We start from the raw sequence: 13,285 nt of genomic DNA, 5'->3' as shown, positions 1-13,285 counted from the left end.
GGGTTTAGTTAATGGATAATATCAATCCATCTCTCAATCTTTTTACCCCTTTTTCTAGTGTTCTTTCATCTAGATTTCCATAACCTAAAATGATTTTGTTGCAATGTTTTCCTTTTTCAATGGCATGTTGTTCAACTGGATAGATTTTAACTTTATGCTCTTTCAAAATGGTTTTAACGATTTCGTTAGAAAAAGAAATCTTGTCAAATTCAGCAATAAGATGCAATCCTGTGAAATCTCCCAATACATTTACTTTGGTCCCGAAGTGACGGTCTAAACATTTTTTTAAATAGTCTCTGCGTTTTTTATACGTTTTTTTCATCTTTCTGATATGCCGTTCTAAATATCCTTCATCAATAAAACGTGCGATCGTCAGCTGCTCTAATGTTGGGGTGTGAAGATCTGTTAGCCACTTTATATTTTTACAACGTTCAATTAGTGAGTTAGGCAAAATGATATAACCTATCCTAAGGGCAGGGGAGAGGATTTTACTAAAGGTTCCAATATAAATGACTCTGTCTGGATCTAAACCTTGTATGGAACTGATAGGTGAGCCTTCAAATCGATATTCACTATCATAATCATCTTCTACGATGAAACAATTGTGTTTTCTAGCATACTGAATAAGTTGAATGCGTCGATCAATGGGTAAAATTCCACCTAACGGAAATTGATGAGAAGGAGTAACATAGATGAAACCCGGATTTATATTTGTAGGAATGAGTTCTGTTTGCATGCCATGCTGATCAACTGGAATAGGGCACAGCTTAGCCCCTGTAGCTGCAAAAATAGTGTGAAGCTCATGTGTGATTGGATCCTCAATACAAACGTCATCTCCATGAGAAAGCAATAATTGAGTAACTAGAGAAAAAGATTGAGTGGCTCCTGTTGTAATGACCAATTGCTCAGGTGTACAACGTACTCCTCTTGTTTTTAATAAATAATCACATAATACATCTCTTATTTCAGAACGACCTTCAGGTTTTCCATAGCCAAAAATAGAGTCAGGAGCTTCTAAGTAGACTTCACGTGAAATTTGGCCCCATTTTTTTCTAGGAAAAAGATCTAATGCTGGAATCCCGGATTTGAAATCAATGACATCATCTTCTAAAACTTCCATGTTTGGTTTTCGTCTATTGGTATTTTTTGAAATACTTTTTGCTTCTTGCTCTAAGTAAGTCCCCTCGGCTACATAAGTTCCTGTACCTTGTTTGCTTTCAATAAAACCTTCCGCATATAGCTGTTCGTACGCTTCTAATACTACATTTCTAGATACATTTAAGTTTGAAGATAGCACTCTTGTTGAAGGCAGTCTATCTCCACCTTTTAACCTTCCTTGTAGAATTTGCATTCTAATTTGTTCATAAATCTGTCTAATTAAAGGTTTATTCAGCGTTCGATCTATAGGTATCCACATGATAGGTTGCGCCTCCTGTTACTTTGCATGCATCACGATTTGTGACTTGCTAGATTTGAATCCATTTTCCTCATAAAAAGAAATGAGATCTTCTCTACTAAACAAACTAACAATATCAATATGAGAAAGCTGGTTCATTAATTCATTGATCAACTTAAGACCGATTCCTTCTCGCTGGATATCTGTGTGAACGACAACATCTTCAATGTATGCACGAAATTTTCCATCTGTTATGGCTCTTGCAAAACCAACTAGCTCATCATTTTGCCACGCCCCAACATAGATTGCCGATTTTAAAACGAGGTTAATATCCTGTTCATTTCTTTCAGACCACCATCCTGCGTTTTGATATAACTTCATAAGTTCTTTTGCATGAATTGATTTATGAGTAGAATCTTTTATAGTAATAGTCACTTTTAGTCTCCCTTATCTTAAAAAATGAATAGATTCAGGTGGTACTATAAAACCCTTTGAAAAGTGGTTCTACATCATACCAGTTTATCATGTTACTTTTAAATGGAAAAGGAAATCATGTTATGTAAACAGAAAGGGTGTTTTGATGTTATCCACGGAAGAGATAGTAGCAGCTAATGCATTAAAAAGGATTGCAAGGAATGATGGAATGAAACAGTATATTCAAAATTCAAAGGACTTATATCCTGTTTTTCAAAGGGCAGCGAAACGTTTTATTACTGGTGAAACAAGAGAAGACGGGATACAGAGAGCTAGATCATTAAATGATAAAGGATATCCAGTTTCATTGGAATACATTGGGGAGAATACTGCAACGAAAGAAGAGTGTGTAAAGGCGAAGAATGAGATGATTGAATTGATAGGAGACATTCAAAGTCATGGAATTGATTCTAAGATCTCTTTTGATTTATCGCATATAGGTTTATCCGTCGACGAGAGCCTAGCTCTTAAACATATGGATGAATTAGCGGGAGTCGCAAAACAACATGTATGTTATTTAATGATCAGCATGGAGGAGTCAGCAAAGACAAACAGTATTTTAAATATTTATAAACAAGTCTCCTCCATATATAATAATGTAGGCATTACACTTCAAGTAAACTTAAAAAGATCTCTTGACGATTTAAGAGAATTGCTGCATTTTCCAGGTAAAATCCGCCTAGTGAAAGGGGCATATAAAGAATCGCCAGAAATCATGATTCAACGGTCAGAGGAATTAAATCATAGATATTTGCAGTTCGTACAAGAATGTTTGGATGTAAACCACCCCATATCTATTGCGACTCATGATGAGAAGCTATTGAATGAAATAAAAAAGAGAGGGTATGCTCAAAAATCGAATGTAGAAATAGAAATGTTGGATGGGATTAGACCAGATCTTATCAATCAGAGTAAGGAGGAAGGATATAATACAAGAGTTTATTTGCTTTACGGTCTAGAGTGGTTTTTATATGTATGTCATCGACTTGCTGAAAATCCACCTAATATATATCAGTTTATTGCTGATATGGTGAATGTAGAGTCTTTGGAAGTAGTTGATCCATATTAAGGATGTAATGGAGGATAATTGCTTTAAACGTTTAAAAGTTAGTTTAATTATGAGTTGAGTATGAAAAGATAGCCTTATTCAGTCGTTTTGTTTAAATGAAGTGAAAATGAAAGAATAAGGCCAAAAATTTCCTTTTTTATTTTTGATTTTTTATTGTTTCATCTGTGCCATATCCTGCATTACGTCTGCTGCAACATCTGCCAATAATTCAGAAATATGAATTTCTCTTGAAGTTTGTGCTCCGTGCTTTAATACCTTCCCAATTAAATATTGTGTTTTATCTTCGCCAGAACGTTCTATGAACCTTTTCTTTTCAAGTTCTATGGCTGCTTTTTCATCTTTTATAGCTAAATCCACAATTTCTTTCATCATATCTATATCACGCTGCTCGAGAAATGTTATAGGTGTTACAATCTGCTGCAAGGTTTGCTCCAAAGAAGCTGATGGAACATGTCGAGTAATAAGTCCAAAACGTTCAGCAGTGGGGGCATCCATATCAGCACTTGTTAATAGAAATTCTAATGCTCTTGTACGACCTAACCTGCGTGCTGCTTGAACACTACCTTGACCACCTGGGGGAATATTCGTGCTTATCTCTGGTTGAGCAAACACAGCATTTTCTGTTCCATACACAATATCACAAGCCATAGCAAATTCATTTCCTCCACCACGTGCTGCGCCATCAACAATCGCAAAAGTGATGGCGTTCATGTTCTTAACGTCATCAATGAGCTGCATAAAGTTTGCCGTTCCTGTTATTCCTTCTTCTCTGCGATTAATCACAGTGACATCCAAGTGAGCACTAAAGAAATGTGGATTGCTTGAGCGGAAAATCACTGCTCTATTGAGCTCGTCTTTATTTAATTCAGCAACGACTTGCTGCAATTCAAGTATTAGTTCATTTGTAAGCAGATTTACTTCCCCATGATTAATAAGAACTGTTGTAAACCCTGTTTCCTTTTTTATTGTGAGACTTTTGGTATCCATATATTAACCTCCTACAAATTAATGCTGTTATCCTCCTCTTCTTGAGAAGGGGATACATCCTATATATTTAACTACTTTCAGTTATGTAGTTGTAATTCCAACTGAAAGAAAACTTCACTCTTTATGAAAAGAGATCCAATAGTTATATTATCCAATTTGAGTTATAGTATTCGAATAAAACGAATTGGATCAATTAATAAGGGAATATATTATTGATATTGTTTTAAATATACGAAATAGAGGCCTCTAACACAGATAGAAAGTCAAATGATCAGCCCGTGGATGAGATTGTGCCGATGTTTAACAAGACTTTATTTATAACTCTCTACATGTTGTCAGTCTCGTTCATCGTTAAGGGAGGGGAGATACAAACAGTTCTTCAACTAATAAGTTATTTATTTTTCTGTGGAAGATAGCAGCTAACTATGTAAAATTAGGAGGCTATGATCCTGATGAAAAGCTTGAGGTTAAATGATAAGTCATGGGGTATTACCGTTACCGATACACAATTTCCTTCTTAAGTTCTTCCAAATGTTTCTTAGATATGTCTAGTAAATAGAAAGAATCTTCTTGCTGTTGCTTTATGATCTCCTTGGTCGTTTTCCAAGCCAAAGAATATTCATTTGAAGTAATTTTACCGCTGTCTAGAGCTTCTATTAATTCATCTTCGTCTAGTATAAACGTTTCATAGTTTGGCAAGAATACGATGTCCAGATATAAATCGTTGTACCAAGGTATACCCTCGCCAGTTATGCCTTGGTCTTTACAAATATCGATGTACCATTGGACGATTTTATTTTCAGGATCGATCATTGTTGTTAGAGTATAATTAGCCCCTGTTGGGAAGTGCTGCATCCAGGTGTAACCATTATCAACGATGCAGATTTTCTTCTGATTATGTTCTACCCATAATGGTGTATGAACTTCATTTATTTTATAATACGATACCATACCTTTAAAATGTGGTTCTTGTTTATAAAATGTACTGAATTCGTTTTTGGAAATCCGTTTCCATTCTGGGCGATTTGCATATTTTAATTTCATTATACTCTCCAATCCATCATATTATTGTTTCCCTTAATGAATTTAATAGATTATTAAATACACCCTTTCATTGTGAAATCAAAGAAAGGATAAAACCTTCATTGCTTTACTTCAAATACGTATAGTTTCAATATTACATGAATCCATGGGGAATTGAAATGAAAATAAGTAAAGAAATAAAACTTTTTTGTTAAATGATTAAGAGTAAAAAAAGAGACGATCAAATTGATCGTCTTCATTAGCATTTAGAGTTACTTTCATGTTTATGATTATTTTATTCTGTTACAATACCTTGAAGCTCTTGCAAGTTCTCGGATGAGATCATTACAAAGTTCTCATCTAGATTTTCTAACAAAGCACTTATTTTTTCAGCTGTTTCTGTTTGACCAGAGTTGTTTAATTCTTCGATGTAAATGTTTAATAATTCATTTAGATCGTTATGGCTTTTTTCTGTCAAAGGATTGATGAATACTTTTGCACCTGTAGCGATACGACGCTGGATAGCTTCTTTGTCTAATCCTAATTCAGGTTGTAAACGTTGATAGATCACTCCACCAGTCATACCCGCACAGATCCAAGCTCCTGGATCTCCTAATACAACCGCACGACCATTTGTCATATATTCAAAAGCAAAACCTTTCAAATTAGCTCTAGTAGAGATAGCACCTAAATGATCTTGCAGAGGCTGTTTAATTTCTCCACCGAAGATTACATCTGCTCCAGACAATCGAATACAAGCTCGAGAATCTGAATCTCCTTGAACGATGAACAATCCGCCTTGTGCACCGTAACAGAAAGATTTTCCTACAGAACCATTGATAAACTGACCAGATTTGCTTTTTGATTTTAAGATGGAAACTTTTCCACCGTAAGACATTTTTCCTACACCATCTTCTGAACCACCTTGGACTGTAATATTTACGCCATTAGCATTAAAGGCAGCTAAACCAATCCCTGGTACAGAACCATCTGTTATATTTAAGCTTACTTTTGGTAAATCAATATAACTTCCGTTATAACGGTCTCTAACGCGATGACTAGAGTAACGTGTACCTAATATCCTTGCATCAGCTACAACACCAGACCATGTTTTTTCAATCGGAGTGTCAAAGGATACAGCATCTGGGAAGAATTCTTGCCCTTCAGCACCAGCAGCAACACCAACGATATCTGAAGTAGAAATATTAGCTTCAATGGACGGTACTACAAATTGGATCGGTGCAGGACGTAATAAGTCAGATAAGTCCATTTTTTCAGTGTAACCTACTTGTTTTAACAAATCAGAACGCCCAACTAAATCCTGTGCATTTTTAAATCCAAGCTTAGCAACGATCTGACGAATTTCTTCACCCATACCACCAAAAAGTCTTACAAGAGAATCTACAGCTGTATCATATACACGAGGTACGAAACGACGCAGTCCTCTTTCTTCAGCTTCTTCAATAGAATCAATTTGTGTTGAGATCCCAACATGACAAGTATCAAGGTGACAACCTCGACATGTTGTACAACCGATAGATTGCATTGCAATACTACCAAAACCACAACGGTTTGCACCAAGCATGATCATTTTTACAACATCAGCACCTGACTTCATACCTCCATCAGACCAGATTTCTACTTTATCTCTAAGACCAGCTTCAATTAATGCATTATGAGCTAATTTAGTACCGATTTCTGTAGGTAAACCAACGTTTTGCAAGGAGTGAACACGTGCTGCTCCTGTACCGCCGTCGAATCCAGATAAAGTTATAATGTTTGCACCAGCTTTAGCAATTCCGACTGCGATAGTACCAATGTTAGGAACAACAGGTACTTTGATGCTGATTTTACATTTACGTCCACTAGCTTCTTTCAGCTCAGATATAATTTGTGCTAAATCCTCGATGGAGTAAATATCATGGTTGTTTGAAGGTGAAATTAAATCTGAGCCAAATGTAGCATTACGTGCTTCTGCGATTTTATCATTCACCTTTTGTCCTGGTAGATGTCCACCTTCACCTGGTTTCGCACCTTGACCAATTTTAACCTCTAATACAGCAACACCATTCACAAGTTCAACATTGACACCAAAACGGCCAGATGCGATTTGTGCACCACGTGTTTTTTTGTATTTGCCAAGCATATCCTTGATTTCTCCGCCTTCACCGTTCATTGTAATCATGTTAAGGCGTTCTCCTGCTTCAGCATACGCACGGAAGGCTGTTTCGTTTTGTGATCCAAAGGACATGGAGGAGATTAACATAGGATAATCATGATCTCCAATTCCGATATTTACTTCAGATGGATCTAAAACTTTATGTGATTCATTTGCTTTTTCATAATCAAAATCAGCTAAGTGACGAATAGATACAGGGTTTTTCTTCTCTTGCTCACATAGTTTTTCTTCATAATCAGAATATGGAGCAGAACCGTCTGCAGCTTCATTCAAGGATTTCCACATACGTTGGAAGAAGTGGAAGTTACGAGCAGGCTTCGCTTTTTCTTCTTGATATGATTCATAACGTTCCTCAGCGTCTTTCTCAAGGTCTGCAAAGCTTCTTCCAGATTTTTCACTTCCTAAATAATTGACGATATCTAAAACTTCTGCAACCTCAGGATGTAAACCAATGGAGGAGAAGAAGCGTGTATAACCACGTAATTCATGTGTACCAATTGTAGAAATAACCTTTTCCAGACCTTTTTTAAGAGCAAGATATACTTTTTTAGCTGCTGGAGCGTCTTGTTTATCCGCAGCTGTAGCAAAGATCATATAAGGCGAAATAAGATCTGCTCCTAAACCAACAGCAACAGCAATGTCATGTAAACTTCTAACTGCACCTGAGCGTAAGATGATGCTTGTTTGACGACGTAGATTGTCTCCGTTATCTAGTATTGTTGATTTCAAAGCTAGATCAATTTTTGAAACTGATAAATGAGGATCCAACCACAACTGATCATTTTGATGAGCTTCTGAATCGTCTAATAATAGAATAGTAGCTCCGTTTTGAACTGCATTTTTTGCATCCTCGGCTAGTTTTTCGAGTGCATCTTTTATTTTAGTACCACGAGTATAAGTTAGAGATAGTACAGCTACATTATTTTCACTATGATGACGGAACTCTGCAAGAATTTGTTCAAGTGTTAATTGATTCAACTCTTCAAAGCTTCCTGTTCCAAGTGAACCTTCTAATAACATCGGTGAAGGTAATTCAATGCGTAAACGGGTATCGATTTCACCATATATAGATGGACGAGGACCGATAACTACACGTGTAGAAAAATGCTCTGTTTCACGATCTCTATCGATAGCTGGGTTTGTTACAACGGCAACACTTTCTTTAATAAAATCAGGAGTGTTTTGTCTCTCCCAATGAATTGCAGCTAAAGGACCATCATGACCTAGTGAACGAATTGGCTCTGCACCTGTTTTGGACATGGATTCGATCATTTGAATTCCTTCACGATCCCAGCCAAATGCACTATATAAATTACCGGTTGCTTCAACATCCTCATTCAGCGTTACTTCTGAATCGCTTGAAGCAAAGGAAAGATGTTTGTTCATGCCGGCAAAATCAACACGAGTTTTTGCACGTTCTAATACGATGTTTTGAATTTCGCTATAAGGAACTACTTCAATTGGAGCATTTTCTGTTAATTTGACTCCGACTTTTTCGCCTGGAGAAATTGGTTTTGGTTCATTCACCATTTCACCAACAGTTATGATTCCCTGCTCAGAAGAGAAGTATAAAGAAGATTCGCTTTCCACCATCCATAATGGACGAAGTCCTAGCGCATCAACGCTGAATATACATTCATTTTCATAACGGGATACGATACCAGCAGGACCTTGTGCAAAGTGACCCCAGATTTGACGATAATATACATATAAATCCTGCAGCTCTGTTCTGAACTGTTTCATTTCATTTATAATAGGCGGGAACACAAGCTCCATCGCTTCAAATAAGCTTAATTCGAATCGATGAATGAAAGTTTCAATAGTACGATTCATATCCTGTGAATCACTGCCGCCATCAAGTAGTGGAACACCCACCATCTCAGCTTCATGTCTCATTTTTTTAACGGTATTGATTTCCCCGTTATGACCTAAAATACTTGAAGGCTGCACACGGAAAAAGTTAGGTAATGTATTTGTAGAATAACGGTTATGTCCTATAGTAACTTGGGCAGCAAACAACTCATCCTGTGTATCATTAAAATATTTAGGAAGAATACTTGCAGCTCCCATTACTTTATAAGCGGCTGTAGTAGAGCTTAAGGAAGCAACATGGACATTGAACTTATCTTCAATATCAATATGAAGTTCGAATAAATGATCATTAATGTTAGCTTCTTGTTTCTCACAAATACCAGCTACTTGCCAAAATGTTGGTTCATCATTTAATGCATATTTCCCTAATACATCATTGTTCACTTCGTTTTCCTGCTCTTGCACAATATTTACATCAGCATTTTTGAACATTTCACGAATCTGTGTCTGCATTTCTGCAACGGAAATATCTAATTTTCTTGGAAGGAAAATGTGAGCGATCATAAAACGTTGATCATAAGCTAATTTTCCATCTAAGTTAGCGTCTGCTAATCTCTTTTCCCATAAAGCTCTTGGGATATCAGTCAAGATTCCACATCCATCCCCTTCACCTTCTATAAAACCTGAACGATGCTCCATCATCACTAAAGCATCAATTGTTTTCTTTATGTTATCACGAGATGGTTTACCATCTTTTTCAATAATACAGATGATACCACAGCTATCATGCTCTGATTGCAATAGGTTTTGGAATTTACCCTCATTAATCATGAGTTCTTTCATGTAGTTTGGTCAGTTGTTCAATGAACTGACCTTCACCTCCTTAAATATAATCAAGACAATGATTTATGTTATAAGTTTTGTCACAAGTGAAAAGTAGACCTTTTGATGAACTGAATAGGTATTATAAATGCAAAAATAATAATAATTATTCATTGTAGGGGAGCTTCCATGTTGAATTGGTTTCATTTATGGAAACAGATTTGTTGCTTTTTATGAGTATCTATTCAGGTACAAAACGTGTCTAATGGCTACCTCAATGCATATGCCTGATGTCCAAAATGCCAGATTAAGCTGGTGTTGAACATAGGAGATAGAATTGACCTGCCAAAAATAGTAAAAATTTATTTTGGGTAATGTATGCGACCCACAAGAAAATCTACTGCTAAAGAAGGATTCGACGACATCTCCGAATGTTCATCGATAGAGGATTTTCTTATTGTAACCTTTACTGGACGTGACATGAAGTTAGTCTGCCCAAATGGATATGGTAGTTATTTGCTGAGCCATAAGGACATGGCTGTTATTTCAGAACAGGACGCTCTGAACCATCAGTGTGATCAAAACAGGACGTTTTGGTGCAGACGTTGTCAGCACAGGTTGTGACGTGATGTTTGTTTGTCTGCAAGAGATGGGAGTTGAGGTCATTGAGTTTAATCGTACAAAGAAATCAAACACAAGTATTTTATTTTTAGTCAAAGAAGTAAATAAATATCTAACTCCGTTATGTGAGATGCAAAATTATTATATAGGATATCACGAATTTTCAAATGATACAATAGATACTCTTGCCCAGAGTGTGTTTTAATTGTGAACCCTTGTGTCTATTGAAGTCTCATATTGTATTTTTTTAAAATTGACATATATAAAAAACGAACTATTATTCGCGGTATTACTGCAATAATTCGTTTTTTATAATTATATCGTTCATTTGTTAAGAGAGTATTAATTTATTGTCTGCATAAAAATGTTTTATCGCTTCATCTTACTAAAGGTATCGCGTACCGCATGGATTGTTTCTTGAATATCCTTTAATTGATGTGCTGTTGTCAAAAACCAAGCTTCATATTTAGAAGGTGCTAAATTGATTCCTTCATTTAACATGAGTTTGAAAAATTGTGAAAACAATTCACTATCCGTATTTTGAGCATCTTCATAGTTTTTTATTTCATGATTGCAAAAATGGGTGGAGAATGCGCCACCAATCTGATTAACGGTGAGTGCAATGTTGTTATGCTCAGCGGCTTCTTTAATTCCCTCAGTTAATGTATCAGCCATATCGAATAAATGTTGATAAGTACCAGGCTCTTCTAATACTTCCAAGCAGGCAATACCTGCTGATATAGACGCTGGATTCCCAGCCATAGTACCAGCTTGATATGCGGGTCCTAATGGTGCAACTTGATCCATAACTTCTTTTTTTCCACCATAAGCACCAATAGGTAGACCACCACCTATAATTTTTCCTAAAGCAGTTAAATCAGGCTCAATGGCTTTATGATCTGGGAAAAGCTTATAGTTTTGAGCTGCTCCATAATGGAAACGGAAGGCACTGATGACTTCATCATATATAACAAGTGCCCCAGCTTGTCTTGTATATAAACAAAGTTTTTCTAAAAATCCAACCTCAGGTGTAACCATACCGAAATTTCCTACTATAGGTTCAATCATCACAGCAGCTACATCATCTCCCCAATGATCTAAAGCTTGTTTCAGTGCATCTATATCATTAAAAGGTACTGTGATAACCTCGCTTGCAATGTTTGTTGTAATTCCTGCACTATCAGGAATACCTAATGTAGATGGACCAGAGCCTGCAGCAACAAGGACCAAATCAGAATGCCCATGATAACAGCCAGCAAATTTAATGATTTTTCTTCGACCAGTAAAAGCTCTTGCAACACGTATGGTAGTCATAACAGCTTCGGTACCTGAGTTTACAAAACGAACCTTATCCATGGATGGGATGGCCTGTTTTAGTTTTTTTGCAAATTGATTTTCTAATTCAGTAGGTGTGCCATATAGTGTTCCATTTTGAGCAGCTTTTGTAATGGCTTTTGTTACATGTGGATGTGCATGACCTAATATAATCGGTCCATAAGCAGCCAAATAATCTATGTATTTATTTCCGTCTACATCCCAGAAGTAAGCACCTTCAGCTTTTTCCATAAAAACGGGAGCCCCGCCTCCAACAGCTTTAAAAGAACGGGAGGGGCTGTTAACCCCTCCGACTATGTGTTCTAATGCTTCATTATAATGTTGTTCAGAACGTTCACGGTTCATTGTCATTCACTTCCTGCTTGACTAGATTCTATATTTGTTGTTTCTTCATTTTCTTGTGGAACTTCTGCTTTATCCTCTAAAGTGGCTTGTTCAAATAAGTCTTGGATATATTGCTTCATCTGTATTTCATCTGCTGTAAGATATGATATATTATCGATGATTTCATCCCTTACTAAGTCTGGAGGAGGTAATTGTTCAGACTGAAAGCCATTGTCTTTATGTTTGTAAGCTAATGATCCTAGCTTTACCATCTCAGAGACTGTTAAATTGGTTTCAATGTAAGGCTCTATTTCCTCTAAAGTATTCGGCAGGGTAATTAGATTAGAGAAGGTTAACATTTCATCAGCTACAGCTTTTAATAAGTTTCTTTGTCTTTCAGTACGTCCAAAATCTGACTGCACATCATAACGATATCGTACATATTGCAGAGCTTTCTTTCCATCTAAATGCTGTAAACCTTCTTTAAGGTTGATATCAAACTCTGGTCCATCGGCTCTACTTGTATAATACATATCTTTTTCAACATAAAACTCGACTCCTCCGATGGCGTCAACAAGCTCTGTAAACCCTTCGAAATCAACATAGACATAATATTGAATAGGTAGTCCAGTGAAATTACTCACTGTTTCCATTGCTAGATTCGGACCTCCAAAAACTAGAGCTGCATTAATTTTGGTCCCCCAGTAACCAGGGATATCTACATATGAATCACGTAAAATTGAAAAAAGAAATGCTTGATTTGTTTCAGGATCCAACGACATTACCATCATTGTATCGGATCTAGGGACTTCATTTTCGCTAAGTCCTCTTGTATCCCCACCTAGTAGAAGTATATTTACGCGTTCATTCCCTTCCCATTCAGGTGGTGAATAAATCGGGTCGCCATTTTCATCATTACCTAAATCTCCAAATGCTGACTCTCCTTTATCTTTGTTTAGATCCTGTCCTAAACTGACAAGAGAACTAACATAATAAACGATAAAAATTAAAATTGGGGTGAAAATAATAAGAGATGTCCATAATAGCTTTTTGCTTTTTTTCTTTGGTTTTTTAGTAACCATTTTAATATTTTGTCCTTTCGTGTTGAACTATTCTTTTTAGAATGCTTCATGTATGATATTAAAAGTAAGCCTTCTTTCATTTTAAAATAGAAATGTATCTATGAAAGAAAAGTTATATAAGTAAAATTATGATGGAAAATGACCATAATATCAAGTTTAGT

At 36.2% G+C, this 13,285-nt stretch carries 10 protein-coding genes; 3 read left to right on the top strand and 7 right to left on the bottom strand.

All coding sequences use genetic code 11. The features are described from left to right. Positions 1-4 precede the first annotated feature (4 nt). Together pdxR and Q5Y73_RS12325 are read right to left on the bottom strand one after the other, a co-directional pair. Complete coding sequence (gene pdxR, locus Q5Y73_RS12330; protein WP_305992378.1) at positions 5-1,420, bottom strand: MocR-like pyridoxine biosynthesis transcription factor PdxR; 1,416 nt, start codon at positions 1,418-1,420, stop codon at positions 5-7. Between the two features lie 15 nt (positions 1,421-1,435). Then, positions 1,436-1,777, bottom strand: coding sequence for a GNAT family N-acetyltransferase (locus tag Q5Y73_RS12325; RefSeq protein ID WP_305992377.1), 342 nt, complete (start codon positions 1,775-1,777; stop codon positions 1,436-1,438). Between the two features lie 199 nt (positions 1,778-1,976). On the opposite strand from Q5Y73_RS12325, the gene Q5Y73_RS12320 reads away from it, so the two are divergent. Beyond that, entirely contained in the window at positions 1,977-2,939 is a 963-nt protein-coding gene (locus Q5Y73_RS12320; protein ID WP_305992208.1) for a proline dehydrogenase family protein, read from the top strand. 150 nt (positions 2,940-3,089) lie between these two features. Here the strand turns inward: Q5Y73_RS12320 and Q5Y73_RS12315 are convergent, their stop codons facing one another. From Q5Y73_RS12315 to Q5Y73_RS12305, 3 genes are all read right to left on the bottom strand, one after another. Then, positions 3,090-3,926, bottom strand: a complete 837-nt coding sequence (locus Q5Y73_RS12315; RefSeq protein WP_305992207.1) for an enoyl-CoA hydratase/isomerase family protein — start codon at positions 3,924-3,926, stop codon at positions 3,090-3,092. Positions 3,927-4,421: 495 nt separating this feature from the next. Then, positions 4,422-4,970 carry a ribonuclease FAU-1 family protein gene (locus Q5Y73_RS12310; protein WP_305992206.1) on the bottom strand — a complete coding sequence of 183 codons (549 nt, stop codon included), beginning with the start codon at positions 4,968-4,970 and terminating at the stop codon, positions 4,422-4,424. 274 nt (positions 4,971-5,244) lie between these two features. Then, the gene (locus Q5Y73_RS12305) at positions 5,245-9,771 is read right to left on the bottom strand and encodes a glutamate synthase-related protein (protein WP_305992205.1); all 4,527 of its coding nucleotides are present in this window, start codon (positions 9,769-9,771) and stop codon (positions 5,245-5,247) included. A gap of 369 nt (positions 9,772-10,140) precedes the next feature. Here Q5Y73_RS12305 and Q5Y73_RS12300 point away from each other — a divergent pair, with 369 nt between their 5' ends. Both Q5Y73_RS12300 and Q5Y73_RS12295 read left to right on the top strand, forming a co-directional pair. After that, positions 10,141-10,386, top strand: a complete 246-nt coding sequence (locus tag Q5Y73_RS12300) for a hypothetical protein (protein ID WP_305992204.1) — start codon at positions 10,141-10,143, stop codon at positions 10,384-10,386. Between the two features lie 4 nt (positions 10,387-10,390). Then, positions 10,391-10,588, top strand: coding sequence for a hypothetical protein (locus Q5Y73_RS12295; RefSeq protein WP_305992203.1), 198 nt, complete (start codon positions 10,391-10,393; stop codon positions 10,586-10,588). A 164-nt stretch (positions 10,589-10,752) separates the two neighbouring features. Here the strand turns inward: Q5Y73_RS12295 and Q5Y73_RS12290 are convergent, their stop codons facing one another. Beyond that, positions 10,753-12,069 (bottom strand): glutamate-1-semialdehyde 2,1-aminomutase, encoded by a 1,317-nt coding sequence (locus tag Q5Y73_RS12290; RefSeq protein WP_305992202.1) that lies wholly within the window; start codon positions 12,067-12,069, stop codon positions 10,753-10,755. Beyond that, positions 12,066-13,124 carry an LCP family protein gene (locus Q5Y73_RS12285; protein ID WP_305992201.1) on the bottom strand — a complete coding sequence of 353 codons (1,059 nt, stop codon included), beginning with the start codon at positions 13,122-13,124 and terminating at the stop codon, positions 12,066-12,068. Before Q5Y73_RS12285 ends, Q5Y73_RS12290 begins: the two co-directional genes overlap by 4 nt. Positions 13,125-13,285: the final 161 nt, after the last annotated feature.

It is taken from the genome of Chengkuizengella axinellae, from assembly GCF_030730905.1.
Classification (GTDB): domain Bacteria; phylum Bacillota; class Bacilli; order Paenibacillales; family KCTC-33759; genus Chengkuizengella; species Chengkuizengella axinellae.
This window is presented reverse-complemented; position numbering and strand designations above follow the sequence as displayed.

Bases quoted from the DNA above. Each gene is read 5' to 3' on its own strand.
- Q5Y73_RS12325 (WP_305992377.1), bottom strand. From the start codon at position 1,777: ATGAAGTTATATCAAAACGCAGGATGGTGGTCTGAAAGAAATGAACAG.
- Q5Y73_RS12320 (WP_305992208.1), top strand. From the start codon at position 1,977: ATGTTATCCACGGAAGAGATAGTAGCAGCTAATGCATTAAAAAGGATT.
- Q5Y73_RS12315 (WP_305992207.1), bottom strand. From the start codon at position 3,926: ATGGATACCAAAAGTCTCACAATAAAAAAGGAAACAGGGTTTACAACA.
- Q5Y73_RS12310 (WP_305992206.1), bottom strand. From the start codon at position 4,970: ATGAAATTAAAATATGCAAATCGCCCAGAATGGAAACGGATTTCCAAA.
- Q5Y73_RS12305 (WP_305992205.1), bottom strand. From the start codon at position 9,771: ATGATTAATGAGGGTAAATTCCAAAACCTATTGCAATCAGAGCATGAT.
- Q5Y73_RS12300 (WP_305992204.1), top strand. From the start codon at position 10,141: ATGCGACCCACAAGAAAATCTACTGCTAAAGAAGGATTCGACGACATC.
- Q5Y73_RS12295 (WP_305992203.1), top strand. From the start codon at position 10,391: ATGTTTGTTTGTCTGCAAGAGATGGGAGTTGAGGTCATTGAGTTTAAT.
- Q5Y73_RS12290 (WP_305992202.1), bottom strand. From the start codon at position 12,069: ATGACAATGAACCGTGAACGTTCTGAACAACATTATAATGAAGCATTA.
- Q5Y73_RS12285 (WP_305992201.1), bottom strand. From the start codon at position 13,124: ATGGTTACTAAAAAACCAAAGAAAAAAAGCAAAAAGCTATTATGGACA.